Genomic DNA, 16,093 nt, shown 5'->3' on the forward strand with positions numbered 1-16,093 from the left:
CGATGAAGGTCGCGGTCATCGGTGGTGGGCCCGGCGGTCTCTACACCGCCGCGCTCTTGAAACGTCAGGACCCCGGGCACCGGGTCACCCTCTGGGAGCGCAACGCCCCCGACGACACCTTCGGTTTCGGTGTCGTCCTCTCCGACGAGACCCTCGGCGGCATCGAGAGCGCCGACCCCGTCGTCCACCGCGCCCTGAGCGCGGAGTACGTCCGCTGGGACGACATAGACGTCGTCCACCGCGGCCGCGTGCTGACCTCCGGCGGTCACGGCTTCGCCGCCCTCGGCCGCCGACGGCTCCTGGAGATCCTCCACGAGCGCTGCCGCGCCCTCGGCGTGACCCTGCACTTCTCCGCCGAGGCGCCGCCCGCCGCCGAGCTGGCCCGCTCCCACGACCTCGTCGTCGCCGCCGACGGGGTGCACAGCCGTACCCGCGAGGCCCAGCGCGATGCCTTCCGCCCCACCCTCACCACGCACCGCTGCCGCTACATCTGGCTCGCCGCCGATTTCGCCCTGGACGCCTTCCGCTTCGAGCTGGCCGAGACCGAACACGGTTTGATGCAGCTGCACGGCTACCCCTTTTCGCCCCATGCGAGCACCGTCATCGTCGAGATGCGCGAAGAGGTGTGGCGGCGCGCCGGCCTCGACCACTGTGACGAGGACGCCTCCATCGAGCAGTGCGGCAAATACTTCGCCGACTTCCTCGGCGGGCGCACCCTGCGCTCGAACCACTCCGCCTGGACCGCCTTCCGTACCGTCGTCAACGAACGCTGGTCCCACGGGAACACCGTGCTGCTCGGCGACGCCGCCCACACCGCCCACTTCTCCATCGGCTCCGGCACCAAGCTCGCCGTCGAGGACGCCCTCGCCCTCACTGCCCATCTGGCGGACCGGCCCACGGTCGCCGAGGCCCTGGCCGCCTACGAGGCCGAGCGGGGCCCGGTGGTGGCGTCCACCCAGCGCGCGGCCCGCGCCAGCCTGGAGTGGTTCGAGAACCTCGCCGTCCATGTCGACCAGCCGCCCCGCCGGTTCGCCTTCAACCTCCTCACCCGCAGCCGCCGCGTCACCCACGAAAACCTCCGCCTGCGGGACGCGGACTTCGTCGCCGCCGTCGAGCGCGAGGCGGGCATACCCCCCGCGACACCGCCGATGTTCACCCCTTTCCGGCTACGCGAACTGACCCTGCGCAACCGCGTCGTCGTCTCCCCGATGGACATGTACTCCGCCGTCGACGGCACTCCGGACGACTTCCACCTCGTCCACCTCGGCGCCCGGGCCCTCGGCGGCGCCGGGCTCGTCATGACCGAGATGGTCTGCGTCAGCCCGCAGGGCCGGATCACCCCGGGCTGCACGGGCCTGTACGCGCCGGAACACGAGGACGCCTGGCGCCGCGTCACCGACTTCGTCCACACCCGGGCCCCCGGCACCGCCATCGGCGTCCAGCTCGGCCACTCCGGCCGCAAGGGCTCCACCCGGCTCATGTGGGAGGGCATCGACCAGCCGCTCCCCGACGGCAACTGGCCCCTCGTCGCCGCGTCCCCGCTGCCCTACCGGCCCGGCGTCAACCAGACCCCCAAGGCCCTCACCGGACCGGAACTCGCCGAGGTCCGCGAGCAGTTCGTGCGCTCTGCCGAGTCCGCCGCCCGAGCGGGTTTCGACCTCCTCGAACTGCACTGCGCGCACGGCTATCTGCTGTCCGGCTTCCTTTCCCCCCTCACCAACCGGCGCGACGACGCCTACGGCGGTGACCTCGAGGGCCGACTGCGCTACCCCCTGGAGGTCTTCGACGCCGTACGGGCCGTCTGGCCCGCCGAGCGGCCCATGACCGTCCGCATCTCCGCGACCGACTGGGCCGCGGGCGGCACCACCGCCGACGACGCGGTCGCCGTCGCCCGAGCCTTCGCCGACCACGGCGCCGACGCCATCGACGTCTCCACCGGCCAGGTCGTCCCCGACGAGAAGCCCGCCTACGGCCGCTCGTACCAGACGCCCTTCGCCGACCGGATCCGCCACGAGGTGGGCGTCCCCGTCGTCGCGGTCGGCGCCATCTCCTCCTGGGACGACGTCAATTCGCTGATCCTGGCGGGCCGTGCGGACCTCTGCGCCCTCGCCCGCCCGCACCTCTACGACCCGAACTGGACCCTGCACGCCGCGGCCGACCAGGGCTACACCGGTCCCGGCGCGCCCTGGCCGCAGCCGTACCGGGCGGGCAGCCGCAAACCACCGACGGGACGCACCGCCTGACCGCTCACGCCGGTACCGGCCCGGCTATACCAGGACCGGTGCGACGAACCGCTCGCCCGCGTCCCGCAGCCGCGCGTGCAGGGCGCCGAACACCCGGGCCGCCCGCCCGCCCGGCCACCGGTCCGGCAGCAGCGAGGCCGGCAGCCCCGGGTCGGCGTACGGCAGCCGCCGCCAGGAGTCCAGCGCGAACAGGTAGTCGCGGTAGGCCTCCTCCGGCGGCAGCGTCCGCCGGCGCGCCCAGCGCCGCAGCACGGGCTCGTGCGCGTCCAGGAACGCGCGGTGCTGTGTGGCCAGCGCGTCCAGGTCCCACCACCGGGCCACCGCCTCGGGGGTCGGGTCGAAGCCGAGGTGGCCGCCCTTGAACAGGTCGACGTAGGCGTCCAGTCCGAGCCGCTCCAGGGTGTGCCGTGTCTCCTCGTGGACGTGCGCCGGGGCGATCCACACCCCGGGCGCCGCCGTGCCGAACCCCAGTCTGGTCAGCCGGGAGCGCAACAGGTGCCGCTTGTGCCGCTCCTCCTCGGGAACCGAGAAGACGGCCAACAACCACCCCTCCCCGGCCCGCGCCGGCGAGCGGCCGTAGATCCGCCGGTCGCCGTCGCGCAGCAGCTCCCGGGCGTCGTCCGACAGCCCGTAGCCCGCCGCCCCGTTCGCCGTGCGGCCCGCGACGAGCAGTCCGCGGCGCTTGAGCCGGGAGACGGCGGACCGCACCGACGGGGAGTCCACACCCACGGCGCCGAGCAGCCGGATGAGGGCCGCGATCGGTACCGGACCGGCCGGGTCGTCGGCACTGCCGCGCCCGTACGCGCCGTAGAAGGTGACGATGAGGGACCGGGGGGTGTGGGACGGCTGCGGGTCTGTCGGCTGGTCAGTCGGCTGGTCAGTCACGGGGAAACTGTAAAGCGCCCGCGCGCAGCCTGAAGCGCTGGAGTTTGCCGGTGGGCGTGCGGGGAAGGGCGTCCAGGAACTCGATCTCGCGAGGGCACTTGTAGGGAACGATCTCCTTTTTGGTGAACTCCCGCAGCTCCGCGACGGTCTCCTCGGTACGCGGCACCCCCGCTCGCAGCACCACGTGCGCGACGACCACCTCGCCGCGCCGGCTGTCCGGCCGCCCGACGACGGCCGCTTCGAGGACGTCGGGATGGCGTAACAGCGCTTCCTCGACCTCGGGGCCCGCGATGTTGTACCCCGCCGAAATGATCATGTCGTCGGCGCGGGCCACATAGTGGAAGTAGCCGTCCTCGTCCCGGAGGTAGGTGTCCCCGGTGAGATTCCAGCCGTTCTGCACGTAGCCGCGTTGACGCTCGTCCGTCAGATAGCGGCAGCCGGTCGGGCCGCGCACGGCCAGCAGCCCCGGTTCGCCGTCCGGCAGCGGACGGCCGTCGGCGCCCACCACCCGCGCCTCGTAACCGGGCACCGGCAGCCCGGTCGTACCGGGCCGGGCCGCCTCGTCGGCCGCGGAGATGAAGATGTGAAGCATCTCGGTGGCGCCTATGCCGTTGATGACGCGCAGCCCCGTCGCGCGCTGCCAGTCGTACCAGAGGGCGGCAGGCAGGTGCTCGCCCGCGGAGACGCACCGGCGCAGCGAGGAGATGTCGTACGCGCCGAGCTCGCCCAGCATCGCGCGGTAGGCGGTCGGCGCGGTGAACAGCACCGAGACACGGTGCCGTTCGATGTCGGCGAGCAGCCGCCGGGGGCCGCCCCAGTCGGCGAGCAGGGTCTGCGCCCCGGCGCGCAGCGGGAAGACGAGCAGCCCGCCGAGTCCGAAGGTGAAGCCCAGCGGCGGGCTGCCCGCGAAGACGTCGTCGGGTCGTGGCCGCAGGACCTGCGCGGAGAAGGTGTCGGCCATGACCAGCACGTCACGGTGGAAATGGATGCAGCCCTTGGGGCGTCCGGTCGTACCGGAGGTGAAGGCGATGAGCGCGACGTCGTCCGCGGAGGTCTCGACAGGTGCGTACGCTATGGATTTTTTGGCCGCGAGCCGCAGCAGGTCGTCCCCGTCGCCCCCGCCGAAGGGTGTGATCGCCAGGGCCGGGGCCCCGGCCGCGACCAGGTCGTCGAGCGACCGGGCGTCGCACAGCGCGTGCCGCACCCGCGCGAGTTCGCAGATCGTCGCGAGTTCGTGCGGGCGCTGCGCGGCCAGCACCGTCACCGCCACCGCCCCCGCCTTCATCACCGCGAGCCAGCAGGCCGCCAGCCAGGGCGTGGTGGGTCCCCGTAACAGGACCCGGTTGCCGGGGACCACCCCGAGGTCCTCGGTGAGCGTGCGGGCGATCCGGTTCACCCGGGCGTTCAGCTCGCCGTACGACCAGACGCCGCCCTCGCCGTCCCGCACGGCGGGCCGGTCCGCGCCCAGCCGCGCCACCGTCGCGTCCAGCAGCTCGACACCGCAGTTGAGGCGGTCGGGGTAGCGCGGCCCACGCGCCCCCGCCAGATCGAAGCGGAGGTCCGGCCACTGTCCGCGGGGTGGTAAGTGGTCGCGCGGGAAGGTGTCGACATGGGCCGACGGCATGAGCTCCATCGCGGGTTGCGCCCCCTAGCGCCGAGGAAAAATGGAGGTGAACGGGGGACTTGCCAGCCATGCGGATCCGCTGCCAGCGTAGCGACTTGGTGACGGCAGTCAACAGAGCGCGATAATCACCGACAGAGGAGGGTGCCCGGTGTCGACACCGTTCGCACTGGATGAGGGGCAGCGTGATTGGTGCGCCGAACTGCGCGCGCTCGCCGCGGGACGGCTGCGCCCCCTGGCGGACAAGGGCGAGCCCGGCCGCGTCAACCGGCCCCTCGTCGCGGCCCTCGGCGAACTGGGCCTGCTGGCCCGGCTGTTGCCCGCCGACGGATCCGTACGGGCCATGGACCTGTGCCTGCTGCGCGAGTCCCTCGCCCTGGAGTCCACGGAGGCCGAGACGGCCCTCGCCCTCCAGGGCCTCGGCACGTACCCGATCGTGGACGCGGGGACGGCCGAGCAGCGGGCGCGCTGGCTGCCGGAGGTGGTGGCGGGGCACGCGATCGCCGCGTTCGCGCTCAGTGAGCCCGGCGCGGGTTCCGACGCGGCGGCGCTCGAACTGCGCGCGGAGCGCGCGGGGCCCGCCTGGCGGCTCACGGGGGAGAAGTGCTGGATCTCCAACGCCCCCGAGGCCGACCTCTACACCGTCTTCGCCCGCACCGGCCCGGCCCCCGGCGCCCGTGGCGTCACCGCTTTCCTCGTGCCCGCTGACCGCCCCGGCCTCGGCGGCCGCCCGCTCGCCATGGTCAGCCCGCACCCCATCGGCACCCTCACCTTCGACGCCGTCCCCGTCGGTCCCGACGACGTCATCGGTGAGGTCGGCGGCGGCTTCCGGGTCGCCATGCGCACCCTGGACCTCTTCCGCCCGAGCGTCGGCGCCTTCGCCGTCGGCATGGCGAGGTCCGCGCTCCGCGCCGCCCTGGCCCACGCGGCCGGACGCCACGCGTTCGGTGGACCGTTGAAGAACCTCCAGGCCGTCTCCCACCAGCTCGCCGAGATGGCGACCCGCACCGAGGCCGCCGCCCTGCTCGTCCACGCGGCCGCGGCGGCGTACGACGCGGGGGAACCCGGCACGGCGGGCCGCTCGGCGATGGCCAAGTTGTTCGCCACCGAGACCGCGCAGTACGTCGTGGACGCCGCCGTGCAGATCCACGGCGCCCGCGCCCTGGAACGCGGCCACCTCCTCGAACACCTCTACCGCGAGGTCCGGGCGCCGCGCATCTACGAGGGCGCGACGGAGGTGCAGCGCACGATCATCGCGAAGGAGCTGTACCGGGCGGCCGCGGAGGGCGCCACCGTACCCACGGGCACCCGGGAGCCGGGCCGATGAGCGACCTCGAACGTGTCAACCCCGCCGAACTCTCCCCGCCCTCCGGCTTCTCCCACGCCGTCACCGCCACCGGCGGCCGACTGGTCTTCCTCGCCGGACAGACCGCCCTCGACGGCGCCGGCAGGGTCGTCGGTCAGGGCCTGCCGGAACAATTCGAGCGGGCCCTGGCCAACCTCCTCGCCGCCCTGCGCGCTGCCGGAGGCGAGCCGCACCACCTGGCGCGCGTCACCGTCTACGCCACGGACGTCGGCGACTACCGCGCGCACGCCCGCGACCTGGGCGCGATCTGGCGCCGACTGGCCAGTCGTGACTATCCGGCCATGGCTGTGATCGGCACGACCCGGCTCTGGGACGAGGAGGCCCTGGTCGAACTGGACGGGGTCGCGGTCCTGCCGTGACCCGCGCCGGACCGCTGCGCGCTCAGCCCGCGCCCGCGCCACCCTCCTGGTCGTCGCGGGCGGCGGCCCAGCCGCGCAGCCATGCCGCCCGCCGCGGATCGCCCGGCGGATACGGACAGTCGGCCACCTGCTCGCCCAGCTCGTACGCCAGCCGCCCTTCCTTGAGCGCCACCACCAGCTCGGCCTTGTTCACCGCCACGAGGGCCACCTCTCCACCGACATTTGGGTCCGTGGGATCAGTGTGACCCGCGGGATCAGATGTCGCGGAAGATCTCGATCTGCGCGCCGATCGAGTTGAGCCGCTCCGCCAGGTCCTCGTAACCCCGGTTGATCACATAGACGTTGCGCAGCACCGACGTGCCTTCCGCGGCCATCATGGCCAGCAGGACGACCACGGCGGGCCGCAGGGCCGGCGGGCACATCATCTCGGCCGAGCGCCAGCGGGTCGGGCCCTCGACGAGGACGCGGTGCGGGTCGAGGAGCTTGACGTCGGCGCCGAGGCGGTTGAGGTCGGTGAGGTAGATGGCGCGGTTGTCGTAGACCCAGTCGTGGATGAGGCTCTGGCCCTGGGCGGTGGCGGCGATGGCCGCGAAGAAGGGGACGTTGTCGATGTTCAGGCCCGGGAACGGCATCGGGTGGATCTTGTCGATCGGTGCCCGCAGCTTGGAGGGGCGCACCGTCAGGTCCAGTAGCCGGGTGCGGCCGTTGTCCGCCGGGTACTCCGGGCTGCGCTCGTGGTCGAGGCCCATCTCCTCCAGGACGGCCAGTTCGATCTCGAGGAACTCGATCGGCACGCGGCGGATCGTGAGCTCCGACTCCGTCACGACGGCGGCGGCGAGCAGGCTCATCGCCTCGACCGGGTCCTCGGAGGGGGCGTAGTCGACGTCGCGGTCGATGGTGGCCACGCCGTGGACGGTGAGGGTCGTGGTGCCGATGCCCTCGACGCGCACGCCGAGCTCCTCCAGGAAGAAGCAGAGGTCCTGGACCATGTAGTTGGAGCTGGCGTTGCGGATGACGGTGACGCCCTCGTGGCGGGCGGCGGCCAGCAGGGCGTTCTCGGTGACGGTGTCGCCCCGCTCGGTCAGCACGATCGCCCGGGTGGGTGCGACCGAACGGTCGACCTGCGCGTGGTACGTGCCGTCCGTGGCCGTGATCTCCAGGCCGAAGTGGCGCAGAGCCGTCATGTGCGGCTGGACGGTACGGGTGCCGAGGTCACAGCCGCCGGCGTAGGGGATCTTGAAGTGGTCCATGCGGTGCAGCAGCGGACCGAGGAACATGATCACGCTACGGGTGCGGCGGGCGGCCTCGGTGTCCATCGTGGCCAGGTCCAGCTCGGCGGGCGGCACGATCTCGAGGTCGTTGCCGTCGTTGATCCAGCGGGCCTTGACGCCGATGCTGCCGAGCACCTCGAGGATCCGGTAGACCTCCTCGATGCGGGCGACGCGGCGCAGCGTCGTACGGCCGGCGTTGAGGAGGGTCGCGCACAGCAGGGCCACACAGGCGTTCTTGCTGGTCTTGACGTCGATGGCACCGGAGAGCCGGCGTCCGCCGACGACCCGCAGATGCATGGGACCGGCGTAGCCGAGGGAGACGATCTCGCTGTCCAGCGCCTCACCGATGCGGGCGATCATATCAAGGCTGATGTTCTGATTTCCCCGCTCGATGCGGTTCACCGCGCTCTGGCTGGTCCCGAGGGCATCGGCGAGCTGCGACTGCGTCCAGCCCCGGTGCTGACGGGCGTCACGGATGAGCTTGCCGATGCGGGCGAGGTAGGCGTCTGTCATGAGACAGACGGTATCTCAGATATGAGATCCCTTCCCCATTGATCATTGTTCTATTACTATGCAAACAACTGAAAGGGGGGCGTGCGCATGACCCTGAACGCGCCCGTACGTCCTGCGGCGATCCGGCGCCGCCCGTTCGTCGTGGCGTCGCCCTATCTGCTCGGCGCCACCACGTTCCTCACGGTCTTCCTCAGCCGACGGGACCATCTGCCCGATCCCATGGCCACCCACTTCGCCGGCGCGGGCCGTGCCGACGGCTTCACCGCGCTCGACGTCTTTCCCTACGCGGCCCTCGGCCTGCTGCTCCTGCCGGCCGTCGTCTTCGTCCTGTTGACCTGGGCGGAGGGCGGCAGACGGGTGGACGGGAGGGTGCTCGTCGCCATCGCCTACGGGGTCGCGGGGTTCAGCGGCTTTTTGCTCACCGATCTCGTTGTCGCGAACGCGCGGGCCGGCTCCGCCGAGGATGCCCGGCTCGGCCCTTGGCAGCTCGGCGCGGCCCTGGCCGTCGCCGCCGTCGCCGCCGGTCTCGGCCTGCTCCTGGCGGGCCGCAGTGCTCCGGTCGCGTCCGATGCGGCCGACGGCCCGGGTGCCGCGCCCCGGCTCGACCTCCGTGAGGGGGAGAGCGTGACATGGACGCGGACCGTCGGTTCCCGCGCCCTCTTCGCCTGCGGACCAGCACTCCTCGCACTGGGCGTGCTGATCGCGCTCATCGCGGACTGGGGTTCGGCCCTCACCCTGCTCATCCCCGGCGCTCTGCTGTCTGTCATGGCCGGCGCGCGCGTCACGGTCGACCGGCACGGGCTGACCGCCACCGCGCCCTGGCTGTCGTGGCCCCGGCTGCGGGTCCCGCTCGCCCGTATCGAGGAGGCGAGCAGCCGGGACATCAACGCCTGGAAGGACATGGGGGGTTGGGGCTACCGCGTCCACCCGGGCCGCAGCGGGCTCGTGCTGCGCTCCGGCGACGCGATCGTGGCCCGGCTGACCACCGGAAGCGAGTTCGTGATCACCGTCGACGACGCGGCCACGGCCGCCGCACTGCTCAACGCGCTGGTCGCCCGCGACCGCGCGCACCACGGGGGCTGACGTGCTGATCCGACTCGACCCCGCCTCCCCGCTGCCGCTCGGCGACCAGATCGCCGCCGCCGTGCGCGGAGCCATCGCCGACGGCGCCGTCCGTCCCGGCGAACGCCTCCCCGCCGCCCGCGCGCTCGCCGACTCCCTCGGCGTCAACGTCCACACCGTGCTCCGGGGCTACCAGCGCCTGCGCGAGGAGGACCTCATCGAGCTGCGCCGCGGCCGCGGCGCGGTGGTCACCGGCGGCGACACCTCCCCGGGCCGCGCCCGCCTCGTCGAGGGCGTCCGCCACCTGATCGCCGAGGCCCGCACCCTCGGGCTCTCCGACGAGGAGGTCCTGTCCTTGGTCAGGACGGGGCTCGCGGGGCGCTGACCGCGATCAGAGCTCCGAGGTGTCCAGCTCCAGGTCGAAGGGGTCGCGGACCTGCCCGCACGCCGTTCACTCGAACAGGGGAACGACCTCTGATGTTCGTGAGATCACTGCCCGTGGCAGCCACGCACGGCCTATCAGGGCATGACCGTGCCGCAGCGATGTACTAGAGTTATCTCGACATCGAGATATCTGCCGAGAGGCGTACCGCTGCCGCGCCAGTAAGGCATACCTAACTTAGGTTCACCTTAACGGATCGGCGTGGAGCTGTGACGGCAGGATGGCCGTGGTACGCGCGAATTCATGCATGAAGGAGACTGTCGTGTCGGCGAACAGCTTCGACGCCCGCAGCACGCTGCAGGTGGGCGACGAGTCGTACGAGATCTTCAAGCTGGACAAGGTCGAGGGCTCCGCCCGTCTGCCCTACAGCCTGAAGGTCCTGCTGGAGAACCTGCTCCGCACGGAGGACGGCGCGAACATCACCGCCGACCACATCCGGGCGCTGGGCAACTGGGACTCGCAGGCCCAGCCCAGCCAGGAGATCCAGTTCACGCCGGCCCGCGTGATCATGCAGGACTTCACCGGCGTGCCCTGCGTCGTCGACCTCGCCACCATGCGTGAGGCCGTCAAGGAGCTCGGCGGCGACCCGGCGAAGGTCAACCCGCTCTCCCCGGCCGAGCTGGTCATCGACCACTCGGTCATCGCCGACAAGTTCGGCACGAAGGACGCCTTCGGCCAGAACGTCGAGCTGGAGTACGGCCGCAACAAGGAGCGCTACCAGTTCCTGCGCTGGGGCCAGACCGCGTTCGACGACTTCAAGGTCGTCCCCCCGGGCACCGGCATCGTCCACCAGGTGAACATCGAGCACCTGGCCCGTACCGTCATGGTCCGCAACGGCCAGGCGTACCCCGACACCCTCGTCGGCACCGACTCGCACACCACCATGGTCAACGGCCTCGGCGTGCTGGGCTGGGGCGTCGGCGGCATCGAGGCCGAGGCCGCGATGCTGGGCCAGCCGGTCTCCATGCTCATCCCGCGCGTCGTCGGCTTCAAGCTGACCGGTGAGCTCCCCGCCGGCACCACCGCCACCGACCTCGTCCTCACGATCACCGAGATGCTGCGCAAGCACGGCGTCGTCGGCAAGTTCGTCGAGTTCTACGGCGAGGGTGTGGCGGCGACGAGCCTCGCCAACCGCGCCACCATCGGCAACATGTCGCCGGAGTTCGGCTCCACCGCCGCGATGTTCCCGATCGACGGCGAGACGCTGAAGTACCTCAAGCTCACCGGCCGCTCGGAGCAGCAGGTCGCGCTCGTCGAGGCGTACGCCAAGGAGCAGGGCCTCTGGCTGGACCCGGCCGCCGAGCCGGACTTCTCCGAGAAGCTCGAGCTGGACCTCTCCACGGTCGTCCCCTCCATTGCCGGCCCGAAGCGCCCGCAGGACCGCATCGTCCTGGCGAACGCCGCCGCGCAGTTCGCGCAGGACGTCCGTAACTACGTCGACGACGTCGACGAGGCGGGCAAGGAGTCCTTCCCGGCCTCCGACGCCCCGGCCAACACGCCGAACGGCGCCCCGTCGAAGCCGGTCCAGGTCACCGCCGCCGACGGCTCGACCTACGAGATCGACCACGGCGCCGTCACCGTCGCCGCGATCACCTCCTGCACCAACACCTCGAACCCCTACGTCATGGTCGCCGCGGCGCTCGTGGCCAAGAAGGCGGTCGAGAAGGGCCTGACCCGCAAGCCGTGGGTCAAGACCACCCTCGCCCCGGGCTCGAAGGTCGTCACCGACTACTTCGACAAGGCGGGCCTGACCCCCTACCTCGACAAGGTCGGCTTCAACCTCGTCGGCTACGGCTGCACCACCTGCATCGGCAACTCCGGCCCGCTGCCGGAGGAGGTCTCCAAGGCCGTCAACGAGCACGACCTGGCCGTCACCTCGGTGCTCTCCGGCAACCGCAACTTCGAGGGCCGGATCAACCCCGACGTCAAGATGAACTACCTGGCGTCCCCGCCGCTGGTCGTCGCCTACGCCCTCGCCGGCTCCATGAAGGTGGACATCACCAAGGACGCCCTGGGCACCGACACCGACGGCAACCCGGTCTTCCTCAAGGACATCTGGCCGTCCGAGGCCGAGGTCAACGACGTCGTGGCCAACGCCATCGGCGAGGACATGTTCAACAAGTCCTACCAGGACGTCTTCGCGGGCGACGCCCAGTGGCAGGCGCTGCCGATCCCGACCGGCAACACCTTCGAGTGGGACACCGAGTCCACCTACGTCCGTAAGCCCCCCTACTTCGAGGGCATGACGATGGAGACCACCCCGGTCTCCGACATCGCCGGCGCCCGCGTCCTGGCGAAGCTGGGCGACTCGGTCACCACCGACCACATCTCCCCGGCCGGTGCCATCAAGGCCGACACCCCGGCCGGCAAGTACCTCACCGAGCACGGTGTCGAGCGTCGTGACTTCAACAGCTACGGCTCGCGCCGCGGCAACCACGAGGTCATGATCCGCGGTACGTTCGCCAACATCCGCCTGCGCAACCAGATCGCGCCGGGCACCGAGGGCGGCTTCACCCGCGACTTCACGAAGGAAGACGCCCCCGTCTCCTTCATCTACGATGCCTCGCGCAACTACATCGACCAGGGCATCCCGCTGGTCGTCCTGGCCGGCAAGGAGTACGGCTCCGGCTCGTCCCGCGACTGGGCCGCCAAGGGCACCGCGCTGCTCGGCGTCAAGGCCGTCATCGCCGAGTCCTACGAGCGCATCCACCGCTCGAACCTCATCGGCATGGGCGTCCTGCCCCTGCAGTTCCCCGAGGGCGCCTCGGCCGAGTCCCTGGGCCTGACGGGCGAGGAGACCTTCACCTTCACCGGTGTGACCGAGCTGAACAACGGCACCACGCCGCGCACGGTCAAGGTCACCACCGACACCGGTGTCGAGTTCGACGCGGTCGTCCGCATCGACACCCCCGGCGAGGCGGACTACTACCGCAACGGCGGCATCATGCAGTACGTGCTGCGCTCCCTGATCCGCAAGTAAGCGGTATCGACAGGGCGTTCACAGGGCCGCACCCCGTTCGTACGGGGTGCGGCCCTTCGCGTGTGCCAAAAGGCGTCTCTCCACTCGCACGGGGCATACCCCAACACGTCCGGGTGATCCGGGGATTGATGATGTGTACCGCATTCCTATGCGGGTTAGGCTCCCTGCCGTAACGACGCGAAGCCGTCGTTCCAGAGGGAGGGAAAGCAATGGGATCCGCCGTTACCTACGGGGAGCTCGACCGGCTTTGCGGTGAGGAGCTTCCCCGGCGGATCGCGCTTTCGACTGTGCTGCCGGCGGGCGCCTCGGGCGCCGACCCGCCCGTGTTCCAGACGCGGGTGGAAACGGACCACGGGACCACAGTGGCCTACGCCTGCCAGTACCGGCAGAACGCCGACAGCCCACCCTTGCTCGTCGCGCTGGGACTGGCTTCCAGCAACCCCGGTTACAGCACCACGTGTATTCCTGCGGCTATTACCAGCCGCTGACCGCCGCTTTACGAGAAGGGGTACGGAAATGGAAAACGCCATCAGCTTCGAGGAACTCGACAACGTCACGGGCGAGGTGCTGCCCGAGCGGACCGTGATGGGCATCGTGGCCACACCTCTGAACTTCGGGGACCCGGGCGACGGCGGGGGCGCCGGTGCCGGCGCCTCCAGCAGCAGCTCCGCGACGTCGTCGGGCGGCGGTGTGGTCTCCCACGCCCCGAGCGACCACGGCACCACGGCCCTGTCGTCCTGCCAGGCCGTGGACCGACAGGGAACGCCGGGCCTGCTCGGCTCGCTCGGCCTGCCGTCCACGAACCCGACGACCAGCATGACCTGTATGCCCGCGGCGATCTCGAGCCACTGACCGGCTAGCCGGTCGGGCACTTCTTCGGGGAGGAGCCGGAGCCGTCCGGCTCTTCCCCGTCCCTTTCGCAGGCCGTCCGCCGTCAGTCACTTCGCCGTCAGTCACTTCACGGAGAGCGCCCATGGCACTGTCGGAACCCGCGCTGCTGGCCGGCATGGAGCTGGTCGGCGAGTTCGAGGACTCCGGCTACCGCGAGCCGCCCCACCTCGTCTGCCGGCCCGACGGACAGGTCGTCCGTCTCCCCACTCTGCTCTACCAGGTCGTCCGGGCGTTGAGCGCCCTGCCGCCGCGGCAGCGGACGGCGGCGGTGGCCGAGGAACTCAGCCGGCAGACGGGGCGGCAGTTCACCGCGGACCACGTCGCCTTCCTCATCGACAAGAAGCTCGCTCCACTCGGTATCACCACCTACAGCGACGGTTCACCGCCTCCCCCCACCCCCAAGAGCGACCCGTTCCTCTCGTTCCGGTTCCGGGTGGCGGTGCTGCCGGAGCGTGTCACCTGGCTTCTCTCCGGCCTCTTCGCCTGGCTGTTCCGCCCGCTGCTGGTGGTCGGCGCCCTCGCCGCGTTCGTGGCCGGCGAGGTATGGCTGTGGTCGACGCAGGACACCGGTGCCGCGCTGCGGACGGTGCTCTCCTCCCCGGCCGGTGTGCTGCTCGTCGTCCTCCTGGCCATCGCCTCGTGCGTGTTCCATGAAATGGGCCATGGCGCGGCGTGCCGTTACGGGGGTGTGCGGCCCGGCGCCATGGGGTGCGGCATCTACGTCGTGTGGCCCGCCTTCTACACCGACATCACCAACTCCTATCGGCTGGGCCGCGCGGGCCGAATCCGGGCCGACCTGGGTGGTGTCTACTTCAATGCCCTCTTCGTCCTGGGCCTGCTCGCCCTGTACGCGTCGACGGGCTCTCCGCTTCTCCTGGTGGCGATCCTCTCCGTCCACCTGGAAATGTTTCAGCAGCTCATTCCCACACTGCGGTTCGACGGCTATTACATCGTCGCGGACCTGACCGGAATTCCCGACCTCTTCAAGTACATCGCGCCCATTCTCAAGCGGGTCGTGCTCCGCCGACCGCAGGACGACCGGCTCCGCGCCCTCAAGCGATGGCCGCAGATCGTCGTCGCGGTATGGGTCGTGTTCCTGGTGCCGGCCCTCGTTCTTCAGCTGGGCGTCGTGCTCATGAATATGCCCCGCCTGCTCCAGTCCGACTGGCGGGTCGTCAATTCCCTGGTGGAGAACGCCGGTACGTCCGGTAATCAGGTCCTCGGCATGGTCGCGGCCTGTATCCAGGTCCTGTTGCTCACGCTGCCCGTCGTCGGGCTGGCCCTGGTGCTCGGGCGACCGGTACGGTCCCTCGGCCGTGTCATCCGGCGCCGGGTGAGCCGCCGCGCTCCCGCGTGAGCAAACGCGAAGGGCATCTGAGTAAACGCGAAGGGCCGCACCCCCGTCCGGGAGTGCGGCCCTCACCTTCGGATCAGAACATCAGGCGGTACTGGTTCCAGCCCGAGTTGCCGATCTTCACACGGGCCTTGAAGGGCGAGGACGCGTTGCCCGTGCCCTTGTAGAGCCACAGGGCGCCGTCGCCGTCACGGGCGACCAGGTCGCTGCGGCCGTCGAGGTCCACGTCACCGGTGCCGAGCAGCTTGCTGAACTGGCTCCAGCCGGCACCGATCTTCGTGCGGGCGGCGAACGGCTTGGTGTAGTCGCCGGTGCCCTTGTAGAGCCACAGCACGCCATCCTTGTCACGGGCGACGACATCGGCCTTGCCGTCACCGGTCAGGTCGCCCCGGCCCGCGATCTGGGAGAACTGGCCCCAGCCGGGACCGACCTTCTTGCGGCCCGACAGCGAGCCGTCGGCGGAGGCGAGGTAGAGCCACAGCACGCCGGAGCGGTCGCGGACGAGGATGTCCGACTGCTTCGACCCGCCGAGGTTGCCGGGGGTGAACAGCTGGTCGTACTGTGCCCAGTCGGTCGCGACGCGACGGCCGCCGCCGCCGGCGCTGCCGTAGTAGATGTTGCTGTCGGCCCCGCGCAGGTACACGCCGTCGGGCATGCCGTCACCGTCGTGGTCGACACGGGCGGCCGTGTCGATGCCCCGCCAGTCGCCGGCCATGCGCTTGCGGGCGGTCAGCCCGCCCTTGCCGTCAGGCCAGTAGGCGTAGACCTCCCCGGAGTCGTTGACGGCGGAGACCCCCATGAAGGGGGCGGCGGCGGTGGGGCTGCTCGGGCGGAGCGCGCGCGGCGCCGCCAGGCCCGGGGTGCCGGCCTTGGCGTTCGCCTGGGGGGCGCCCTCGGCGGCGCTCCGGGCCTCGGCCCAGCGCTGGGCGCTGTCCTCGGCAGCGTGCCGCGCCGCGCGCTGCGCGGGCGCGGCGGCCGAGGAGCTGTCGGCCAGGGCGGTTCCGGCGGTGGTGCCGACCAGAGCGGCGGCTATCGCCGCGGTCGCGAGACGGCTCAGGGCGCGCCCGCGGTGACGGCCGGGAAGGTGGGCCACGTAGGTCTCCAGA

At 71.2% G+C, this 16,093-nt stretch carries 14 protein-coding genes; 9 read left to right on the forward strand and 5 right to left on the reverse strand.

Features of this window, described 5'->3' with window-relative positions:
• Positions 1 to 2: 2 nt before the first annotated feature.
• Positions 3 to 2,243, forward strand: coding sequence for a bifunctional salicylyl-CoA 5-hydroxylase/oxidoreductase (locus ACZ53N_RS00805; RefSeq protein WP_469139027.1), 2,241 nt, complete (start codon positions 3 to 5; stop codon positions 2,241 to 2,243).
• 24 nt (positions 2,244 to 2,267) lie between these two features.
• On the opposite strand, the gene ACZ53N_RS00810 is transcribed toward ACZ53N_RS00805, so the two are convergent.
• Together ACZ53N_RS00810 and ACZ53N_RS00815 are read right to left on the reverse strand one after the other, a co-directional pair.
• A complete protein-coding gene (locus ACZ53N_RS00810; protein WP_469138830.1) occupies positions 2,268 to 3,128 on the reverse strand; it encodes a PaaX family transcriptional regulator in 861 nt (286 codons plus the stop codon).
• Positions 3,121 to 4,761: an AMP-binding protein gene (locus ACZ53N_RS00815; protein ID WP_469138831.1), complete on the reverse strand. Its 1,641-nt coding sequence runs from the start codon at positions 4,759 to 4,761 to the stop codon at positions 3,121 to 3,123. The genes ACZ53N_RS00810 and ACZ53N_RS00815 overlap by 8 nt, the downstream gene beginning before the upstream one ends.
• A gap of 139 nt (positions 4,762 to 4,900) precedes the next feature.
• Here ACZ53N_RS00815 and ACZ53N_RS00820 point away from each other — a divergent pair, with 139 nt between their 5' ends.
• Positions 4,901 to 6,076, forward strand: a complete 1,176-nt coding sequence (locus ACZ53N_RS00820; RefSeq protein ID WP_469138832.1) for an acyl-CoA dehydrogenase family protein — start codon at positions 4,901 to 4,903, stop codon at positions 6,074 to 6,076.
• Positions 6,073 to 6,474 carry a RidA family protein gene (locus tag ACZ53N_RS00825; protein WP_469138833.1) on the forward strand — a complete coding sequence of 134 codons (402 nt, stop codon included), beginning with the start codon at positions 6,073 to 6,075 and terminating at the stop codon, positions 6,472 to 6,474. Before ACZ53N_RS00820 ends, ACZ53N_RS00825 begins: the two co-directional genes overlap by 4 nt.
• Positions 6,475 to 6,496: 22 nt before the next feature.
• On the opposite strand, the gene ACZ53N_RS00830 is transcribed toward ACZ53N_RS00825, so the two are convergent.
• On the reverse strand, positions 6,497 to 6,673 hold the full coding sequence (locus ACZ53N_RS00830) for an Rmf/CrpP fold protein (protein WP_469138834.1): 177 nt from the start codon (positions 6,671 to 6,673) through the stop codon (positions 6,497 to 6,499).
• A gap of 55 nt (positions 6,674 to 6,728) precedes the next feature.
• Positions 6,729 to 8,258 carry a helix-turn-helix domain-containing protein gene (locus tag ACZ53N_RS00835; RefSeq protein WP_362208989.1) on the reverse strand — a complete coding sequence of 510 codons (1,530 nt, stop codon included), beginning with the start codon at positions 8,256 to 8,258 and terminating at the stop codon, positions 6,729 to 6,731.
• Between the two features lie 87 nt (positions 8,259 to 8,345).
• Here ACZ53N_RS00835 and ACZ53N_RS00840 point away from each other — a divergent pair, with 87 nt between their 5' ends.
• From ACZ53N_RS00840 to ACZ53N_RS00865, 6 genes are all read left to right on the forward strand, one after another.
• Entirely contained in the window at positions 8,346 to 9,341 is a 996-nt protein-coding gene (locus ACZ53N_RS00840) for a hypothetical protein (protein ID WP_469138835.1), read from the forward strand.
• Position 9,342: 1 nt separating this feature from the next.
• A complete protein-coding gene (locus ACZ53N_RS00845) occupies positions 9,343 to 9,705 on the forward strand; it encodes a GntR family transcriptional regulator (protein ID WP_130881728.1) in 363 nt (120 codons plus the stop codon).
• A gap of 319 nt (positions 9,706 to 10,024) precedes the next feature.
• Entirely contained in the window at positions 10,025 to 12,742 is a 2,718-nt protein-coding gene (acnA, locus tag ACZ53N_RS00850; protein ID WP_469138836.1) for an aconitate hydratase AcnA, read from the forward strand.
• 209 nt (positions 12,743 to 12,951) lie between these two features.
• A complete protein-coding gene (locus ACZ53N_RS00855; protein WP_469138837.1) occupies positions 12,952 to 13,230 on the forward strand; it encodes a hypothetical protein in 279 nt (92 codons plus the stop codon).
• Between the two features lie 28 nt (positions 13,231 to 13,258).
• Entirely contained in the window at positions 13,259 to 13,594 is a 336-nt protein-coding gene (locus ACZ53N_RS00860; protein ID WP_469138838.1) for a hypothetical protein, read from the forward strand.
• A gap of 121 nt (positions 13,595 to 13,715) precedes the next feature.
• Complete coding sequence (locus ACZ53N_RS00865; protein WP_469138839.1) at positions 13,716 to 14,990, forward strand: zinc metalloprotease; 1,275 nt, start codon at positions 13,716 to 13,718, stop codon at positions 14,988 to 14,990.
• Between the two features lie 73 nt (positions 14,991 to 15,063).
• Here ACZ53N_RS00865 and ACZ53N_RS00870 read toward each other — a convergent pair whose 3' ends face one another.
• On the reverse strand, positions 15,064 to 16,080 hold the full coding sequence (locus ACZ53N_RS00870) for an FG-GAP repeat domain-containing protein (protein WP_469138840.1): 1,017 nt from the start codon (positions 16,078 to 16,080) through the stop codon (positions 15,064 to 15,066).
• Between the last annotated feature and the right edge of the window lie 13 nt (positions 16,081 to 16,093).

Source organism: Streptomyces sp. NPDC033229, from assembly GCF_055576875.1.